This window comes from Pseudomonas sp. W3I7, assembly GCF_030816095.1.
Classification (GTDB): domain Bacteria; phylum Pseudomonadota; class Gammaproteobacteria; order Pseudomonadales; family Pseudomonadaceae; genus Aquipseudomonas; species Aquipseudomonas salomonii.
The window spans coordinates 6,597,911-6,614,914 of sequence record NZ_JAUSXP010000001.1; the positions used below are offsets into that span (position 1 = coordinate 6,597,911).

A 17,004-nucleotide genomic window follows, 5' to 3' on the forward strand; every position below is an offset into this window, starting at 1 on the left:
GAAAATAGCATCGCCTCTTATCTGCAAACACAGGAAACTGGAGCGATTGCATGTTCTCTTACGAACATGTCGCGAATAGATAAGTGTGGGTCGGTATCGGGTCTTAAGACCCAAGAGATCACCTGTGGGAGCTGGCTTGCCTGCGATAGCGATCTATCAATTCCAGATGTGTGAGCTGACCCACCGCCATCGCAGGCAAGCCAGCTCCCACATGAACCGCATTCAGCGGGTCTGGACGACAATCTTGCCCACAGCCCTGCGTTGCCCCAGGTCATTGATCGCCTGCGCAGCCTGCTCAAGCGGATACACCTGCGACACCAACGGCTTCAACTTGCCCTCGCCATACCAGGTGAACAACTGCTGGAAGTTCGCCGCATTGTCCTGCGGCTGGCGCTGGGCGAACGAACCCCAGAACACTCCGACCACAGACGCGCCCTTGAGCAGCGCCAGGTTCACCGGCAGCTCGGGAATGCGCCCGCTGGCGAAACCCACCACCAGTAGGCGGCCGTTCCATGCAATGCCGCGTACGGCCTGGTCAAACAGGTCGCCGCCGACGGGGTCGTAGATCACGTCGACACCATTGCCGTCGGTCAGGCGCTTGATTTCATCCTTGAGGCTGGCTTCGCTGTAGTTGATCAGCTCGTCCGCGCCTGCCGCCTTGGCGACGGCGAGTTTGTCGGCGCTGCTGGCGGCGGCAATCACCCGGGCGCCCATGGCTTTGCCGATTTCCACGGCGGCCAGGCCCACACCGCCGGAGGCGCCGAGCACCAGCAGGGTTTCGCCGGGTTGCAGGTTGGCGCGTTGTTTCAGCGCATGCATCGAGGTGCCGTAGGTCATGCTGAAGGCGGCGGCGGTGTCGAAATCCATGCTCGGCGGGATCGGCAGCACGTTGTAGCCCGGCACCGCGACCTGTTCGGCAAAGCTGCCCCAGCCGGTCAGGGCCATGACCCGGTCGCCGACTTTGAGGTGGCTGACTTTTTCACCCACTTCGCTGACCACCCCCGCCGCCTCGCCACCCGGTGAAAACGGGAAGGGCGGTTTGAACTGGTACTTGCCTTCGATGATCAAGGTGTCCGGGAAATTTACCCCGGCCGCGTGCACGTCCAGCAGGATTTCGTTCTTCTTGATCGCGGGGCTGGCGATCTCTTCCAGCACCAGGGTTTCGGCGGGGCCGAAGGCTTTGCACAGCACAGCTTTCATCGGACTATTCCTTTTGGCGTCGTGGCCGATAAGTGTAGGAGGGTACGCCCGTGGGTCAACGAGCATGCCCGGCCCTGATAAGTCGCCATAAGCTTGTACTCAGCCTTGCTAGCGTTATGCTACCCGGCAACCGAATTCGAGGAATGAACTGTGAAAGCGTGGATCCTGTTGATGCTCGCCCTGACCTTGCCGATGGCAGCCCAGGCCGAAGAAGCGAAAGAAGGCGAGGCACCGAAGGTCAGCTACATCAGCCTGACCCCACCCTTTGTGGGCAACTACGGCCTGGATGGCACGGCAAAACTGCGGGTCTACAAGGCCGACATCGCCCTGCGCGTGACCGGGCCTGAAGCGGCAGCCGCCGTCAAAGCCAACGACCCGCTGATTCGTAACCAACTGGTGGCACTGTTTACCCAGCAGACCAACGAAGCCATGAGCACGGTTGAAGGCAAAGAAAAGCTGCGCCAGGAAGCCCTGAAGCAAACCCAGCAAGTCATGAACGATGAAACTGGCAAGCCGGTGGTAGAAGACCTGCTCTTCAACAACTTGATTATCCAGTAAAGCGGGCGCTTCGCGCCTTTCGCGAGCAAGCCCCACACATTCGACCGTGTTCCTCTGATTAAACGCGGTCAAAATGTGGGAGCGGGCTTGCTCGCGAAGAGGCCCTTACAGGCCCCTCAAGAAGCCAGGCTCTTCCTGAACCTGGCCAACGCCACCGCAAAAAACACCAACCCAATTCCCACCAACGCCAGCAAATCCGGCCACACCACACCCACGCCCGCATCACGAAACAGAATCGCCGCACTCAAACTCACAAAGTGCGTCGACGGTGAGCCCTGCATCACCCATTGCAACCACTCGGGCATGCTGTCCAATGGCGTGCTGCCGCCAGACAGAAGCAGCATCGGAATAATCACCGGAATTGCCAGCAACCCGAACTGCGGCGTCGAACGCGCAAGGGTGGCGAGGAAGATCCCCAGTGCCGTGCTCGCAAACAGGTACAGCGCCGTCACCAGTAAAAACAGGCTCAGGGACCCGGCCAGCGGCACGCCGAGCAAGCCTTTGACTACCAGCTCCAGCGACAGCCACGTGCACAGCACCACCACCAGCATGTTGCTCCAGATTTTTGCCAGCATGATTTCCAGCGCGGTCAGCGGCAGCACCAGCAAATGGTCGAGCGTGCCGTGTTCACGCTCGCGCAGCAGCGCCGTGCCGGTGAGCACAATGGCCAGGATGGTGATGTTGTTGACGATCTGGATCACCGCCAAAAACCAACCGCCTTCCAGGTTGGTGTTGAACAGCGCCCGTGTGGTCAGCTGCGCAGGCACCTTGCCCGCCGCGTCGGGTTGCCCGCCGTAGCGTTGCAACTCACGTTGGAAAATCCGGCCGATATAGCCTGCGCCCATAAATGCCTGGCTCATCGCTGTGGCATCGACGTTCACCTGCACGCCTGGCTGGCGACCGGCCAACAGGTCGGCCTGGAAGTTGGCCGGTACATTGATCACGAAGGTGTACTCGCCGCTGTCCATGACCGTGTCCAATTGGTCGTAGGCCAGTGGGGCAGGCGGCTGAAACTCTGGCGGCTGCAGCGCCTCGGCCATCTGCCGCGACAGCGCGCTGTGGTCTTCATCGATAAAGGCCACGCTGGCGTTGTGCACGCCAATCACCGAACCGGCGGCGGGCATATAGATCGCGACCGTGAAGGCGTAGGCCAGAAACAGCAGCAACACGCTGTCGTGACGCAGGCTGGTGAGTTCCTTGAGGCCCAGGCGCAGGATATGAGCGAGCTTGTGCATCAGGCCTCCTGCTTCTTGAGCATGATAAGGCTCAGCCCGGTGAACCCGACGAAAAACCCGAACAGCGCCAGGCATTGCGGCCACAACTGGCGCAGGTCCAGGGCCTTGGTGAAGGTGCCCACGGCGATATCCAGAAAGTGCCCGGCGGGGAACAACATACCCATCAGCGCGGCCGCGCCTTCCAGCGACGAGCGCGGCACGATCAACCCGGAGAACTGGATGGTCGGCAGGCTGGTGATGATCATGGTGCCGAGGATCGCCGCGATCTGGGTGCGAGTGAACGCGGAAATCAGCAGGCCCATGCTCGTGGTGGCGAGTACATACAACAAGCCGCCGACCGCCAGCGCCACGCCGCTGCCCTTGAAGGGCACGCCGAACAGCCAGCAGTTCATCGCCACCAGCAGCGCCAGGTTGACCAGGCTCACCGCCAGGTACGGCGCCTGTTTGCCCAGCAGAAACTCCAGGCGCGTCAGCGGCGTGGCGTAGAAGTTGGTGATCGACCCCAGCTCCTTTTCACGCACGATGCCCAGCGCGGTGAGCATTGCCGGGATAAACGCCAGGATCAGCGCCATCACGCCGGGGCCGATGGCGTTCACACTGACCACATCCTGGTTGTAGCGAAAGCGCGTTTCCAGCTTGGCGGCAGCTTGGGTGCTACGGGGCAGGCTGCTCAGTTCGGCCAGTTGTTGCAGATTGCCCTGGTGCACCGCTTCGACGTAGTTACGGCTGGTTTCGGCGCGAAACGGCATGCCGCCATCGATCCACGCAGCCACGGTGGGTTGGCGGCCGGCGTACAGGTCGCGGCCAAAGCCGGGCGGAATTTCCAGCGCCAGTTTGATTTCCGAACGTTGCAGGCGCCGGTGCAGTTCATTGGCATCGCGGATCGGTGCTTGTTCGGCGAAGTAGCGCGAGCTGCGAAAGGCTTCCAGGTAGGCACGGCTTTGCGGGGTCTGGTCCTGGTCGTAGACAGCGAACGCGAGGTTTTCCACGTCCAGGGAAATGCCGTAGCCGAAGATCACCATCATGAACATCGCCCCGAGCAGGGCGAAGGCCATGCGCACTTTGTCGCGCAGCAGCTCCTTGCCTTCGCGGCTGGCGACGGCCAACAGGCGCGCGATGCTGAAACCGCGTTTGCGGGTGGGCGGCGTGCTGCTATCGCTGACGGTTTTGTTCGGCGCGCCAGGTTCGGGTTCGCCTTGGGCCTGCTCCAGGCAGGTGACGAACGCGGCCTCCAATGTGTCGCCGTGGAATTGCTGTTGCAGTGCGTCGGGTGTGTCGCAAGCCAGCACTTTGCCCGCGTGCATCAGCGAGATGCGGTCGCAGCGCTGGGCTTCGTTCATAAAGTGGGTGGACAGAAAGATCGTCACGCCTTGCTCGCGGGACAACTCAACCAATAGCCGCCAGAAATCATCCCGCGCCGCCGGGTCTACGCCCGAGGTCGGTTCATCGAGGATCAGCACTTCCGGGCGATGCAGCACCGCCACCGCCAGTGACAGCCGCTGGCGCAGGCCCAGGGGTAACTCGCCGGAGGGTTGCTCGGCCACTTCACCGAGGTCGAAGCGCTGGATCAGCTCGTCGATACGCGGGCCGCTGTCGGCCTTGGGCAAGTCGAACAGTTGCGCATGCAGCACCAGATTCTGGCGCACGCTGAGTTCGCCATACAGCGAAAAGCTTTGCGACATAAAGCCCACGCGCTTGCGCGTCGCCAGGTCCTTGGCATTCACCGGGTTGCCCAGCAGCGTGGCACTGCCTTCGGTGGCCGGCATCAGCCCGGTGAGGACTTTCATGGTGGTGGTTTTGCCGCAGCCGTTGGAACCGAGAAAGCCGAAGATCTCACCGCGGCCAATCGCAAAGCTGACCTTGTTCACCGCCGTGAAATCCCCAAAGCGCAGCGTCAGGTCGTGGGCTTCGATGGCGATATCCGTGTTGCCACTTTCGCGCGGCGGGATCACCAACGGCTGGTTGTTATGGGCGCTGTCACCCTGGAAATGAGTAAAGGCTTCATCGAGTTTGCCGCTGGGTGTAACGGCTGCCAGTTCGCGGCTCAGGCCGTCGGCGATCAGCTTGCCGCGATCGAGCATCAGGCAATGTTCGAACTGCTCGGCCTCCTCCATGTAGGCAGTGGCCACCAGCAGCGTCAGTTGCGGGCGCTCGCTGCGCACGGTGTCGACCAGCTCCCAGAAACGCCGGCGCGACAGCGGGTCGACGCCGGTGGTGGGCTCGTCGAGAATCAACAAATCCGGGTCGTGGATCAGCGCGCAGCACAGGCCGAGCTTTTGTTTCATACCGCCGGACAACTTGCCCGCCGGGCGTTCTGCGAAGCGCGCGAGGTCGGTGGCCAGTAGCAGGTTGTGCATGCGCTGCTCGCAATCGGCTTTGGACAGGCCGAACAGCGTGGCAAAGAAACGGATGTTTTCGCTGATGGACAACTCTGGGTACAAGTTGCCGCCCAGGCCTTGGGGCATAAACGCGATGCGCGGGTACAGGCTATTGCGGTGGCGGCGATCTTCGATGGCGCCGCCGAGCACCTCAAGCTGGCCTGCCTGCAGTTTCTTAACCCCGGCGATCAGCCCCAGCAAACTCGACTTGCCCGCGCCGTCCGGGCCGATCAACCCGCAGCGAGTGCCAGCCGGCAGGCTGAAGGCGATGTCGACCAGTGCTTGTTGCTTGCCGTAACGGTGGTGAATGCCGGTGGCGTGCAGCGCCAGGCCGGTCATTGCAGGTTGGCCGGCCAGTCGATATCAGCCGTGCGCACATAACCCGCGCCGGGCATGCCCGGTTTGGCTTGCGGCACGGCGCTGGGTTGGGTCAGGCGCAGCTTGACGCGGAACACCAGTTTCTGGCGTTCGTCGCGGGTCTCCACCTCTTTGGGGGTGAATTGCGATTTGGCCGCGACAAAGCTGATTTTCGCCGGCAACGGTTGCTGGGGCAGGGCGTCGAGCAGGATGCGTGCGTCGCTGCCGACGGTCAGGCGGCCGGTGACGGAGGCGGGCAGGTACAGGTTCATGTACTGATCATTCGGGTCAATCAGCAGTAAAACCCTGCCGCCTGCGCCGAGCACTTCACCCGGTTCAGCCAGGCGCAATTGAATGATGCCGTCGATGGGCGCGCGCAGGCTGCTGTCGTCGATTTCGCTGGTGAGCTGGGCCACCTGGGCCTGGGCTGCGCCGATGGCCGCTTTCACCGCGTTGACCTGAGCCTGCGCTGCGATCACCGCGGCGTTGCCGGTGTTCTGGCGTGCTTGCTGCTGGTCGATCAACTGGCTGCTGGCAAAACCGCGCTTGTACAGCTCCTGGGTGCGTCTGAGTTCCTGGTTGGCCAGCAATTGCTCGCTTTGACGCAACTGCACGTTGGCCTCGGCGGCTGCGAAGTTCTCCTTGGCGCGCAGCACTTCGGCTTCGGCCTGGGCGCGCTGGGCTTCGAGGGTGCGGGTGTCCATGCGTGCGAGCAGTTGGCCTTTGAGCACCTTGTCGCCTTCATCCACGCGCACTTCGGCCAGGCGCCCTGGGATCTTGGCGGCGATCTGTACTTCGGTGGATTCCAGGCGGCCATTGCCCATGCTCAAGCCTTCGGGCAGGCGGTCCTGAGTCGATCGCCAATAACCGAACCCGCCGGCACCCAGCAACAAGGTGATCAGCGCAACGGCGAAAAGGCGCGACATCGTGTGATTCGTAGACATGACGGCATCCTGCGGCATTAGCATCCTAGTTTGACCGATAGCGCCCGAAGGCTCTTGATACCGGTCAAATGAAGCGCAAGCCTAACCCTCTTGGCGTGAAGATGCTTGCATCACAGGTGTGACCGCAGGGTTCTGCCTTTTCAGCGCAGGGCGAGTACCGCTGCCCATTGTTCGGCCGTTACCGGCATCACCGACAATCGACTGCCTTTTTGCACCAGCGGCAATTCGGCGAGCGCGGTTTGTTGTTTCAGGTAGCCAAGGCCCAGCACCTTTGGAAATGTCTCGACGTGGGCCACGTTGAGTGCTGTCCACGGGTTTTTCTCCGGCGTGGCTTTAGCATCGAAGTAGTGGCTTTCGGGCTCCAGCGCGGTCGGGTCCGGATAGGCTGCCTCGACAATTTTGCCGATACCGGCAATGCCCGGCTCAGGGCAACTGGAGTGGTAAAAGAAAAACTCATCACCAACGGCCATGGCTCGCAGAAAGTTGCGTGCCTGATAGTTGCGCACGCCGTCCCAGCGCGTTTCACCGAGCTTTTCCAGGCCTTTGATGGAGAGTTCATCGGGCTCGGATTTCATCAGCCAGTAGGCCATTTTTGGGCTCCTGAAAAAGGCATTGGGTAAGTTGTCAGGCAATTCCATGACAAACCGACAGTCGGTTGGCGTCAAGGTTTGCGTGTTGGGTCACGTTACCGCAGAATGCCCGCTTTTAAGCTTGGCGCAGCTGCAACGGACTACTTTGGAACGTTGTTGTCATCGTGTACGAGGTGCCTGAAGGGGGGCAATCGATGCAACGTAAACCGGATTTACTATGGATTTTGGTTATTTTGTTTGGTCTGGGCGTCGTGACCACCGGGTATGCCCAGAGCTTGTGGTCGAACAAGACCGATGCACCCGTTGAACTGGCTCAGCAGCAGCCACAACCGTTCAAGCGTTAACACTTCTTTTTAAGGCGTCGCTGGTTCCAGCGACGCTTCTGCGACATACCATTTCTTATCCGTGACCGTGCCAGCCAATGGCACATCCCAGCTCGCCTGCGCCAAACGTTCGACCTTCTGGCATTCATGGGCCAGGCCCAGCAACGTGGGCTTGCGCCAGTTTTTGCGCCGAGCCAGGTAGGCCAGGCTGCGGTCATAAAACCCACCGCCCATGCCCAGTCGTCCGCCCACATCATCGAAACCCACCAGCGGCAACAGCACCAAGTCCAGCGCCCAGACGTTGCGCTGGCGGTTGGCATTGACGTGCGGCTCAAGGATGCGAAAGCGGTTGGGCAATAACTTATCCCCAGGCCGCACGCGCTGAAACACCATCTTGGTGCGCGGCCAGGCACTGAGTACCGGCAGATAAGTGGCCTTGCCCCGGCGCTGGGCAGCGCGCAGCAGCAGGCGCGGATCGATTTCACCGTCCGTGGGTAGATATAAAGAGATATGTTTGGCCCGGCGAAACAGCGGGTGCTGTGCCAGTTGCCGATACAGGCCGTGGGCGGCCTTGCGCTGCTCGCTCGGCGTAAGCGCGCGGCGGGCTTTGCGCAACATGCGTCGAAGTTGCGGACGGGAAGGCGGCGCAGGTTCGGTCATGGTTGTTCGGCTCATAAAACAATGCCAGTCCTGAGACTGGCATTGAGTTTGGGAATTCAGGCTCCCCGACAGAGCCGCTGTCGACTTAGCCCTTGAACCCGAAAGTTCAAGGTGGAAGATGCAGTAGGCTTTAAGGCTTTCCGTCTAGCGGACATGCACACCAGCCCAACGTGCAACTTCCAGGGTAGTGCGAATCGGCTCAGGGACATCGCCGACTGGCAAACACGCCAGGGAGTGAGGCGAGTATACCTTAAACAGACGCGTCATTCAGCCCTTGGGTGGCTCTGGATCGGTAGAAAGTACCAGATCCACGCGTTCGAGCAGGTCACGCACCTGCTCACGCGTCGAGCCGCTGGCCTGCACGTCAGGCCGTTCCTGCTTATGCAGAAGATCGTGGGTAATGTTCAGCGCGGCCATCACGGCGATACGGTCGGCGCCGATGACTTTGCCGCTGCTGCGGATTTCACGCATCTTGCCGTCCAGGTAGCGGGCAGCACTCACCAGATTGCTGCGTTCCTCCTGGGGGCAGATGATCGAATATTCTTTGTCGAGGATCTGCACGGTAACGCTATTGCTTGAACTCATGAGTCTTGCTCCAGGGCCTTCAGGCGCGAAATCATCGATTCGACCTTACGCCGGGCGATTTCGTTTTTTTCAATGAGGTGAGCGCGTTCCTCGCGCCAGGTCTTTTCCTGAGCTAATAGGAGTCCGTTTTGACTCTTAAGTTGCTCGACCCGATCAATTAGCAGTTCGAGTCTGGCCATCAGCGCTTGCAGGTCGGTGTCTTCCATTGGGTTCCACTGGATTTGTCTGATGAATGGCAACTTCAGGATAAACGATCTGACGCCCTCGATAGTCTTGGTACGTCTGCCGGTGCTAGGATACAGCGCTTCATTCTAGACATTGCGCCGTCTGGCGCCTAGCTCACCATGCCTATTCAGAACTCCCCGTACGACGCTTTTTCCAAACTGCTGAGCTCCAGCGGTCATCCTTGCTCGCCTGCCGAACTGCACGGCGTGCTGTTGGGCCGCAGCTGCACGGGTGTTGGCTTCGATGCCGACAACTGGCTGGCCGATGTGGCCGAGCTGCTGGAAACCGAACCTACCGAGAACGTGCGTAACGCACTGATCGGCCTGCAAGAGATGGTCAAGGGCGAACTGACCGGTGATGACGTCACCGTGGTCCTGCTGCTGCCGACCGACGACGCGCCGCTCACCGAACGCGCCGCCGCACTGGGCCAATGGTGCCAGGGCTTCCTGCACGGCTTTGGCGTAAATGCCGGTGGCCTGGAGCTGAGCACCGACGCCAAAGAAGTGTTGCAAGACCTGGCTGCCATCTCCCAGGTGCAAGATGCCCTGGAAGAGTCCGAGGACGGCGAAGGCGACTATATGGAAGTGATGGAATACCTGCGCGTCGCGCCGCTGCTGCTGTTCACCGAGACCAAAAAATCCGCTGAGCCAGCCGCACCCAAGCCGTCGCTGCACTAAGCAAGGAAACCCATCTGCCCATGATTCATATCCCGAAAGCGGAATACACCCGTCGCCGCAAGGCGCTCATGGCGCAGATGGAACCCAACAGCATCGCGATCCTGCCGGCCGCCGCCGTGGCCATCCGCAACCGTGATGTCGAACACGTCTACCGCCAGGACAGTGACTTCCAGTACCTGAGCGGTTTCCCTGAACCTGAAGCGGTGATCGTGCTGATGCCCGGTCGCCAGCATGGCGAGTACGTGCTGTTCTGCCGCGAGCGCAACGCCGAACGCGAATTGTGGGACGGCCTGCGCGCCGGCACCGAAGGCGCCATTCGCGACTTTGGCGCTGACGACGCGTTCCCCATCACCGATATCGACGACATCCTGCCCGGCCTGATCGAAGGCCGCGACCGGGTATATTCGGCCATGGGCAGCAACGCCGAATTCGACCGGCACGTGATGGAGTGGATCAACGTGATCCGTTCCAAAGCGCACTTGGGCGCCCAGCCACCGAACGAATTTGTTGCCCTGGATCATCTGCTTCACGACATGCGCCTGTATAAATCGGCGGCAGAAGTGAAGGTGATGCGCGAGGCCGCGCGGATTTCCTGCGCGGCCCACGTCAAGGCGATGCAGGCCAGCCGCGCCGGGCTGTATGAATTCAGCCTCGAAGCCGAGCTGGATTACGAGTTCCGCAAGGGCGGCGCGAAGATGCCGGCCTACGGCTCCATCGTCGCCGCCGGGCGCAACAGCTGCATCCTGCACTACCAGCAGAATGACGCGCTGCTCAAGGACGGCGACCTGGTGCTGATCGACGCCGGTTGTGAGATCGACTGCTACGCCAGCGATATCACGCGCACGTGGCCGGTCAGCGGCAAATTTTCGCCCGAGCAAAAGGCGATCTACGAGATTGTGCTGGCCTCCCAGGAAGCCGCCTTCGCCCAGATTGCGCCGAACAAACATTGGAACCAGGCCCACGAGGCGACCGTGCAGGTCATCACCGCGGGGCTGGTGAAGTTGGGCTTGTTGCAGGGCGACGTCGACGAGCTGATCGCCAGCGAAGCCTACCGTGCCTTTTATATGCACCGCGCCGGCCACTGGTTGGGCATGGATGTGCACGATGTGGGCGAATACAAAGTGGGCGGTGAATGGCGTGTGCTGGAAGTCGGCATGGCGTTGACCGTGGAGCCGGGGATTTATATTTCGCCGGACAACCAGCATGTGGCAAAGAAATGGCGTGGCATTGGCGTACGCATCGAGGACGACGTGATAGTGACCAAGCAAGGCTGTGAGATTCTGACCGGCGGCGTCCCCAAAACCGTCGCCGAGATCGAAGCGCTGATGGCGGCTGCCCGATGAGCCGGGTCAACCTGGCGATTATCGGCGGCGGCCTGGTGGGCGCCAGCCTGGCGTTAGCGTTGCAGGCCGGTGCCAAGGCGCGGGGTTGGAAGATCGTGCTGATCGAACCGTTCGCGCCGGGTGACACTTACCAGCCGAGCTACGATGCGCGTTCTTCGGCGCTCTCCTATGGAGCGCGGCAGATCTATCAGCGCCTGGGTGTGTGGCAGGACATCTCGCGCCGCGCCGAGCCGATCAAGCAGATTCATGTGTCGGACCGGGGGCGGTTCTCCACTGCGCGCTTGTCCGCCATGGAAGAAGGCGTGCCGGCCCTCGGCTATGTGGTGGAAAACGCCTGGCTCGGCCAGTGCCTGTGGCAAGGCCTGGATAAAGAGGTGGTGAGCTGGCGCTGCCCGGCGGAAGTCGCGCGTATGGAGCCGCTGCCCGACGGCTATCGCCTGACCCTCAACGATGAAACCGTGCTGGAATGCGACCTGGCAGTATTGGCCGATGGCGGCCGCTCCGGTTTGCGCGAGCAGTTAGGTATTGGCGTGAAAACCCGCCCGTACAACCAGAGCGCGCTGATCGCCAACATCACCCCAAGCGAAGCTCACAACGGTGAGGCCTTCGAGCGTTTTACCGATGAAGGCCCGATGGCCCTGTTGCCGTTGCCGGACAACCGCTGCGCGCTGGTGTGGACACGCATCGGCATGGACGCCCAGCGTTTGGCCAGCCTCGATGAGCGCAGTTTCTTGAGCGAACTGCAGGGCGTGTTCGGCTACCGCCTGGGCACCCTCAAGCAAGTCGGCGCGCGGCACCTGTACCCGCTGACGCTGGTGGAAGCCGAAGAACAAGTGCGCTCGCACCTGGCGATCCTCGGCAATGCCGCCCACAGCCTGCACCCGATTGCCGGGCAGGGGTTCAACCTGTCCCTGCGCGATGCCAATGCCTTGGCCGAAGCCTTGCTGGCCGGGCCGGCGGTGCCGGGTGACTTGGCGACCTTGCAGCGCTACCGCGAAAGCCAGCATCTGGACCAGAAACTCACGGTGGGTTTCTCCGATCAAGTCACGCGCCTGTTTGGCAGTGCCCAGCCGTTAGTGGCTTTGGGCCGCAACCTGGGCCTGCTCGGCCTGGACCTTTTACCGCCAGCCAAACGCTGGTTTGCTCGTCAGGCCATGGGCCTGGGTACGCGCCCCGATGCGTAAGTGGTTGATCCAACGTTTGGGTAAAGCGCGGCTGTTGCGTTGGGTCATGACCCTTTATCCGCCCTATCTCGGGGCGGGGATAAGCGTGCAGCACATGAGCGCTGACTTTCGTCATGTCAAAGTGCGCATGGGCCTGGGCTGGTACAACCGCAACTATGTAGGCACGCAATTTGGCGGCAGCCTGTATTCGATGGTCGACCCGTTCTACATGTTGCTGTTGATGGAAAACCTGGGCCGCGATTACATCGTGTGGGACAAGGCCGCGAGCATTGACTTCGTGTCGCCGGGCAAAGGCCCGGTGTACGCCGAATTTTCCATCGACGACGCCTTGCTGGACGAGATTCGCCGGCAAACCGAAGGTGGCGAGAAGTACCTGCCCCACCTCAAGGTCGAGATTCATGACGGCTCCGGCACCCTGGTGGCGCGGGTCGATAAAACCCTTTACGTGCGGCGCAAGCCGCCAGCAAAGCAGGCTTAAAGCATGGACATGCGCGCAGATGTGCTGATTGTCGGGGCCGGAATGGTCGGAAGCGCCCTGGCGCTGGCGTTGCAGGGCAGTGGCCTGCAGGTGCTGCTGCTCGACGGCAGCCCGCTGAGCGTCAAGCCATTTGACCGTGAGGCTGCCTTCGAGCCACGGGTGAGCGCCTTGTCGGCCGCGAGCCAGCGCATCCTTGAGCGCCTCGGCGTGTGGGAGGGCATTGTGTCGCGGCGCGCCAGCCCCTATGGCGAGATGCAAGTGTGGGACGGCAGCGGCACCGGGCAGATCCACTTCTCGGCGGCCAGTGTGCACGCCGAAGTGCTCGGGCATATCGTCGAGAACCGCGTGGTTCAGGACGCTTTGCTCGACCGCCTGCATGACTGCGACCTGGGCCTGCTGGCCAACGCCCGCCTGGAACAGATGCGCCGCTCCGGCGATGACTGGCTGTTGACCCTGGCTGACGGCCGTAAACTGCGTGCGCCGCTGGTGGTCGCCGCCGATGGCGCCAACTCCGCCGTACGCCGCCTGACCGGCACTGCGACCCGCGAATGGGATTACCTGCATAACGCCATCGTCACCAGCGTGCGCAGCAGCCAGCCCCATCAACGCACGGCATGGCAGCGGTTTACCGACACTGGCCCGCTGGCGTTTTTGCCACTGGTGCGCGATGGGCAGGAAGACTGGTGCTCGATCGTCTGGTCGACCACCCCGGCCGAATCCGAGCGCCTGATGGCGCTGGACGACGAAAACTTCTGCCGTGAGCTGGAGCGCGCCTTTGAAGGGCAGCTCGGCACGGTGATCAGCGCCGATCCACGTGTGTGCGTGCCATTGCGCCAACGACACGCCAAACGTTATGTGGCCGAAGGCCTGGCGTTGATAGGCGACGCGGCCCACGTGATCCACCCGCTGGCGGGGCAGGGCGTGAACCTGGGTTTCCTCGATGCGGCGGTGCTGGCCGAGGTGCTGCTGGCAGCCACCGAACGCGGTGAGCGCCTGGCTGATGTGAAGGTACTGAGCCGCTACGAACGTCGGCGCATGCCGCATAACCTGGCGCTGATGGCGGCCATGGAAGGCTTTGAGCGCCTGTTCCAGGCCGACCAGCTGCCGCTGCGCTGGCTGCGCAACGCCGGGTTGAAAATGGTCGACCAGATGCCCGAAGCCAAGGCCGTCTTCGTCCGTCAGGCCCTCGGCCTGACCGGCGACCTCCCGGAACTGGCCAAACCCTGAATTGAAATGTGCCCCCCTGTGGGAGCGGGCTTGCTCGCGAAAGCGGTGTGTCAGTTACACATGTATCGACTGGCACGACGCCTTCGCGAGCAAGCCCGCTCCCACAGGGGAAGAGCTATGCAACATCTCGTAACGCCTCCACCAAGCGCTACCAAATGTGAGTCCTTATCATTTGCCCTCTTTTTGCAAATGAGCGACCGCACCCATGTTGGCACCCAAGCGCCTCCTGACTGCCCTGGCACTCACCCTTATCGGCAGCACCACCGTGCAGGCAGCCGACGAAGTCGTGGTCTACTCCTCGCGCATCGACGAACTGATCAAGCCGGTGTTCGATGCCTACACCAAAAAGACCGGCGTGCAGGTGAAGTTCATCACCGACAAGGAAGCTCCGCTGATGCAGCGCATCAAGGCCGAAGGCGAGAACGCCACCGCCGACCTGTTGCTTACCGTCGACGCCGGCAACCTTTGGCAGGCTGAGCAAATGGGCATCCTGCAGCCATTCACCTCGGCGGTGATCGACAAGAATATTCCGCTGCAATACCGCTCCTCGAACCACGCCTGGACCGGCTTGAGCCTGCGCGCGCGGACCATCGCCTATTCCACTGCCCGTGTTAAACCGGGTGACCTGACCACTTACGAAGCCCTGGCCGACAAACAATGGGAAGGCCGCCTGTGCCTGCGCACGGCGAAAAAGGTCTACAACCAGTCGCTGACCGCCACCCTGATCGAAACCCATGGTGCGGCGAAAACTGAGGAAATCGTCAAAGGCTGGGTCAACAACCTGTCCACCGACGTGTTCTCCGACGACATCGCCGTGCTGGAGGCGATCAACGCCGGGCAGTGCGATGTGGGCATCGTCAACACCTACTACTACGGTCGCCTGCACAAGCAGAAGCCGGACCTGGCGGTAAAACTGTTCTGGCCGAACCAGGGCGACCGTGGCGTGCACGTGAACCTGTCGGGCATTGGCCTGACCAAACACGCACCGCACCCGGAAGCGGCCAAGGCATTGGTGGAGTGGATGACCACGCCTGAAGCGCAGCAGATCTTCGCCGACGTGAACCAGGAATTCCCGGCCAACCCGGCGGTGCCGCCATCGGCGGAAGTGGCGACCTGGGGCAAGTTCGTGGCCGATACCTTGCCGGTGGAAGTGGCAGGCAAGCGCCAGGCTGAGGCCATCCGCCTGATGGATCGCGCCGGCTGGAACTAACTACAATTTGCAGGCAAGCGCCGAACTAAATGTGGGAGCGGGCTTGTGTGGGAGCTGGCTTGCCTGCGATAGCATCACCCAGGTGTAACTGACACACCGAGGTGATGCTATCGCAGGCAAGCCAGCTCCCACATTGCGTTGTGCTCACCTTGAATTTTTTACCACCTTGAGAGCTAGCCCTTGGCCCACCCCGCCCAACGCCGCTGGTACCTGCCGGTCTTCAGCGTCGCCGCCCTGGTGCTGCTGCCGCTGAGCGTGCTGTTGCTGTCCTGGCAAAGTATCGACGCGCAAATCTGGTCGCACCTGTGGGACACCCAGATGCCACGCCTGCTGGGCAATACCCTCACCCTGGTGCTGGGCGTGGGAGTGGGGGTGACGCTGCTGGGCGTAAGCCTGGCCTGGCTGACCAGCCTCTGCGAGTTTCCTGGGCGGCGCTGGCTCGATTGGGCCTTGATGCTGCCTTTTGCCATTCCCGCCTACGTACTGGCCTTTGTGTTTGTCGGCCTGCTGGATTTCGCCGGCCCGGTGCAAAGCCTGCTGCGTGAATGGTTCGGCACCGGCCTGCGGCTGCCGCGCGTGCGCTCCACCAGCGGCGTGATCATCGTGTTGGTGCTGGTGTTTTACCCCTACGTCTACCTGCTGGCGCGCACGGCGTTTCTGGCCCAGGGTAAAGGCCTGATGGAAGCGGCGCGGGTGCTGGGGCAATCGCCCTGGCAGGCGTTCTGGCGCGTCGCGCTGCCCATGGCGCGGCCGGCGATTGGAGCCGGCGTGGCCCTGGCCTTGATGGAAACCCTGGCGGATTTCGGCGCGGTTTCGGTGTTCAACTTCGACACCTTCACCACCGCCATCTACAAAACCTGGTACGGCTTTTTCAGCCTTTCCAGCGCCGCCCAACTCGCCAGCCTGTTGCTGCTGGTGGTGATGCTGGTGCTGTACGGCGAACGGCGTGCTCGCGGTGCCAGCCGCCCGAGCAATGAGCGGCCACGGGGCCAGGCGCTGTATCACCTGCGTGGGTTCAAGGCGGCAGCGGCCAGTACGTGGTGCGGTCTGGTGTTCGCCTGCGCCTTTGTCATCCCCCTGCTGCAACTGGTCGCCTGGTTTTGGCAGCGTGGCCGCTTTGACCTGGATGAGCGCTACACCGGCCTGATCGTCCACACCCTTTACCTGGGCGGCATTGCCGCGCTGATCACGGTCAGCGTGGCGCTGATACTGGCCTTTGCCAACCGGCTGGCGCCGACCCGGGCGATTCGCTCCGGTATCAGCCTGGCTAATGTCGGCTATGCGCTGCCGGGCTCGGTGCTGGCAGTGTCGATCATGTTGGCGTTCAGCTACCTGGACCGAGAGTTGGTGGTGCCGCTGTCGGGCTGGCTCGGCGGCGCGGGTAAACCCTTGCTGCTTGGCAGCCTGTCGGCACTGGTGCTGGCCTATCTGGTGCGCTTTCTGGCGGTGGCTTACGGGCCGTTGGAAAACAGCTTGGCGCGAATCCGCCCGTCGTTGCCGGAAGCGGCACGCAGTCTCGGGGTGAGCGGGCCACGACTGTTTTGCAAAGTGTATCTGCCGTTATTGCTGCCGGGCACGTTGAGCGCGGCGTTGCTGGTGTTCGTCGATGTGCTCAAGGAAATGCCTGCAACCTTGCTGATGCGCCCATTTGGCTGGGACACCCTGGCAGTTCGCATCTTTGAAATGACCAGTGAAGGAGAATGGGCGCGAGCCTCGTTGCCGGCGCTGACCCTTGTGCTGGTGGGGCTGCTGCCGGTCATCGGCTTGATCCGACGCTCTGCGCGGCAAATCGGTTAGGTGCCAGTCCTACGGCTTGCGGCTACAATGCGC

17 protein-coding genes and 1 other RNA gene are annotated in these 17,004 nt (G+C 62.0%); 9 read left to right on the forward strand and 9 right to left on the reverse strand.

Annotated features, from left to right (window positions below; all coding sequences use genetic code 11):
• Nucleotides 1-222: 222 nt before the first annotated feature.
• Entirely contained in the window at nt 223-1,200 is a 978-nt protein-coding gene (locus QF043_RS30140) for an NADPH:quinone oxidoreductase family protein (protein WP_307421227.1), read from the reverse strand.
• Nucleotides 1,201-1,350: 150 nt separating this feature from the next.
• Here QF043_RS30140 and QF043_RS30145 point away from each other — a divergent pair, with 150 nt between their 5' ends.
• A complete protein-coding gene (locus QF043_RS30145) occupies nt 1,351-1,758 on the forward strand; it encodes a flagellar basal body-associated protein FliL (RefSeq protein WP_056860760.1) in 408 nt (135 codons plus the stop codon).
• Nucleotides 1,759-1,874: 116 nt separating this feature from the next.
• On the opposite strand, the gene QF043_RS30150 is transcribed toward QF043_RS30145, so the two are convergent.
• From QF043_RS30150 to QF043_RS30165, 4 genes are all read right to left on the reverse strand, one after another.
• The gene (locus tag QF043_RS30150) at nt 1,875-2,993 is read right to left on the reverse strand and encodes an ABC transporter permease (protein WP_236372370.1); all 1,119 of its coding nucleotides are present in this window, start codon (nt 2,991-2,993) and stop codon (nt 1,875-1,877) included.
• The gene (gene rbbA, locus QF043_RS30155) at nt 2,993-5,710 is read right to left on the reverse strand and encodes a ribosome-associated ATPase/putative transporter RbbA (protein WP_307421228.1); all 2,718 of its coding nucleotides are present in this window, start codon (nt 5,708-5,710) and stop codon (nt 2,993-2,995) included. The genes QF043_RS30150 and rbbA overlap by 1 nt, the downstream gene beginning before the upstream one ends.
• Nucleotides 5,707-6,672 (reverse strand): HlyD family secretion protein, encoded by a 966-nt coding sequence (locus QF043_RS30160; RefSeq protein ID WP_307421229.1) that lies wholly within the window; start codon nt 6,670-6,672, stop codon nt 5,707-5,709. Before QF043_RS30160 ends, rbbA begins: the two co-directional genes overlap by 4 nt.
• A 140-nt stretch (nt 6,673-6,812) precedes the next feature.
• Nucleotides 6,813-7,262 (reverse strand): EVE domain-containing protein, encoded by a 450-nt coding sequence (locus QF043_RS30165; RefSeq protein ID WP_056860757.1) that lies wholly within the window; start codon nt 7,260-7,262, stop codon nt 6,813-6,815.
• A gap of 194 nt (nt 7,263-7,456) precedes the next feature.
• Between QF043_RS30165 and QF043_RS30170 the strand changes: the two genes are divergently transcribed.
• Nucleotides 7,457-7,606 (forward strand): hypothetical protein, encoded by a 150-nt coding sequence (locus QF043_RS30170; protein WP_010207387.1) that lies wholly within the window; start codon nt 7,457-7,459, stop codon nt 7,604-7,606.
• Between the two features lie 9 nt (nt 7,607-7,615).
• On the opposite strand, the gene QF043_RS30175 is transcribed toward QF043_RS30170, so the two are convergent.
• The 4 genes from QF043_RS30175 to QF043_RS30190 all read right to left on the reverse strand — a co-directional run bounded on the left by QF043_RS30175 (nt 7,616) and on the right by QF043_RS30190 (nt 9,036).
• Nucleotides 7,616-8,245: a 5-formyltetrahydrofolate cyclo-ligase gene (locus QF043_RS30175; RefSeq protein ID WP_307421558.1), complete on the reverse strand. Its 630-nt coding sequence runs from the start codon at nt 8,243-8,245 to the stop codon at nt 7,616-7,618.
• 58 nt (nt 8,246-8,303) lie between these two features.
• A non-coding RNA gene (ssrS, locus tag QF043_RS30180) (6S RNA) lies at nt 8,304-8,482 on the reverse strand.
• Between the two features lie 30 nt (nt 8,483-8,512).
• Complete coding sequence (locus QF043_RS30185; protein ID WP_003213956.1) at nt 8,513-8,830, reverse strand: cell division protein ZapA; 318 nt, start codon at nt 8,828-8,830, stop codon at nt 8,513-8,515.
• On the reverse strand, nt 8,827-9,036 hold the full coding sequence (locus QF043_RS30190; protein ID WP_003177365.1) for a TIGR02449 family protein: 210 nt from the start codon (nt 9,034-9,036) through the stop codon (nt 8,827-8,829). Before QF043_RS30190 ends, QF043_RS30185 begins: the two co-directional genes overlap by 4 nt.
• 138 nt (nt 9,037-9,174) lie before the next feature.
• Here QF043_RS30190 and QF043_RS30195 point away from each other — a divergent pair, with 138 nt between their 5' ends.
• The 7 genes from QF043_RS30195 to QF043_RS30225 all read left to right on the forward strand — a co-directional run bounded on the left by QF043_RS30195 (nt 9,175) and on the right by QF043_RS30225 (nt 16,971).
• On the forward strand, nt 9,175-9,732 hold the full coding sequence (locus QF043_RS30195; protein WP_017135268.1) for a YecA family protein: 558 nt from the start codon (nt 9,175-9,177) through the stop codon (nt 9,730-9,732).
• Between the two features lie 20 nt (nt 9,733-9,752).
• Nucleotides 9,753-11,075 carry a Xaa-Pro aminopeptidase gene (pepP, locus tag QF043_RS30200; RefSeq protein WP_307421230.1) on the forward strand — a complete coding sequence of 441 codons (1,323 nt, stop codon included), beginning with the start codon at nt 9,753-9,755 and terminating at the stop codon, nt 11,073-11,075.
• On the forward strand, nt 11,072-12,259 hold the full coding sequence (ubiH, locus tag QF043_RS30205) for a 2-octaprenyl-6-methoxyphenyl hydroxylase (protein ID WP_307421231.1): 1,188 nt from the start codon (nt 11,072-11,074) through the stop codon (nt 12,257-12,259). Before pepP ends, ubiH begins: the two co-directional genes overlap by 4 nt.
• On the forward strand, nt 12,252-12,737 hold the full coding sequence (locus tag QF043_RS30210; protein ID WP_017135271.1) for a DUF4442 domain-containing protein: 486 nt from the start codon (nt 12,252-12,254) through the stop codon (nt 12,735-12,737). Before ubiH ends, QF043_RS30210 begins: the two co-directional genes overlap by 8 nt.
• Before the next feature lie 9 nt (nt 12,738-12,746).
• Entirely contained in the window at nt 12,747-13,964 is a 1,218-nt protein-coding gene (locus QF043_RS30215; protein WP_307421560.1) for a 2-octaprenyl-3-methyl-6-methoxy-1,4-benzoquinol hydroxylase, read from the forward strand.
• 205 nt (nt 13,965-14,169) lie between these two features.
• Nucleotides 14,170-15,174, forward strand: a complete 1,005-nt coding sequence (locus QF043_RS30220) for an extracellular solute-binding protein (RefSeq protein ID WP_305456484.1) — start codon at nt 14,170-14,172, stop codon at nt 15,172-15,174.
• A gap of 180 nt (nt 15,175-15,354) precedes the next feature.
• A complete protein-coding gene (locus QF043_RS30225) occupies nt 15,355-16,971 on the forward strand; it encodes an iron ABC transporter permease (RefSeq protein WP_307421232.1) in 1,617 nt (538 codons plus the stop codon).
• Nucleotides 16,972-17,004: the final 33 nt, after the last annotated feature.

Coding starts and splice junctions, on each gene's coding strand:
- QF043_RS30220 (WP_305456484.1), top strand. CDS start 14,170: ATGTTGGCACCCAAGCGCCTCCTGACTGCCCTGGCACTCACCCTTATC.
- QF043_RS30195 (WP_017135268.1), top strand. CDS start 9,175: ATGCCTATTCAGAACTCCCCGTACGACGCTTTTTCCAAACTGCTGAGC.
- rbbA (WP_307421228.1), bottom strand. CDS start 5,710: ATGACCGGCCTGGCGCTGCACGCCACCGGCATTCACCACCGTTACGGC.
- QF043_RS30165 (WP_056860757.1), bottom strand. CDS start 7,262: ATGGCCTACTGGCTGATGAAATCCGAGCCCGATGAACTCTCCATCAAA.
- QF043_RS30210 (WP_017135271.1), top strand. CDS start 12,252: ATGCGTAAGTGGTTGATCCAACGTTTGGGTAAAGCGCGGCTGTTGCGT.
- QF043_RS30170 (WP_010207387.1), top strand. CDS start 7,457: ATGCAACGTAAACCGGATTTACTATGGATTTTGGTTATTTTGTTTGGT.
- QF043_RS30175 (WP_307421558.1), bottom strand. CDS start 8,245: ATGACCGAACCTGCGCCGCCTTCCCGTCCGCAACTTCGACGCATGTTG.
- QF043_RS30160 (WP_307421229.1), bottom strand. CDS start 6,672: ATGTCTACGAATCACACGATGTCGCGCCTTTTCGCCGTTGCGCTGATC.
- QF043_RS30215 (WP_307421560.1), top strand. CDS start 12,747: ATGCGCGCAGATGTGCTGATTGTCGGGGCCGGAATGGTCGGAAGCGCC.
- ubiH (WP_307421231.1), top strand. CDS start 11,072: ATGAGCCGGGTCAACCTGGCGATTATCGGCGGCGGCCTGGTGGGCGCC.
- QF043_RS30150 (WP_236372370.1), bottom strand. CDS start 2,993: ATGCACAAGCTCGCTCATATCCTGCGCCTGGGCCTCAAGGAACTCACC.
- QF043_RS30190 (WP_003177365.1), bottom strand. CDS start 9,036: ATGGAAGACACCGACCTGCAAGCGCTGATGGCCAGACTCGAACTGCTA.
- pepP (WP_307421230.1), top strand. CDS start 9,753: ATGATTCATATCCCGAAAGCGGAATACACCCGTCGCCGCAAGGCGCTC.
- QF043_RS30185 (WP_003213956.1), bottom strand. CDS start 8,830: ATGAGTTCAAGCAATAGCGTTACCGTGCAGATCCTCGACAAAGAATAT.
- QF043_RS30140 (WP_307421227.1), bottom strand. CDS start 1,200: ATGAAAGCTGTGCTGTGCAAAGCCTTCGGCCCCGCCGAAACCCTGGTG.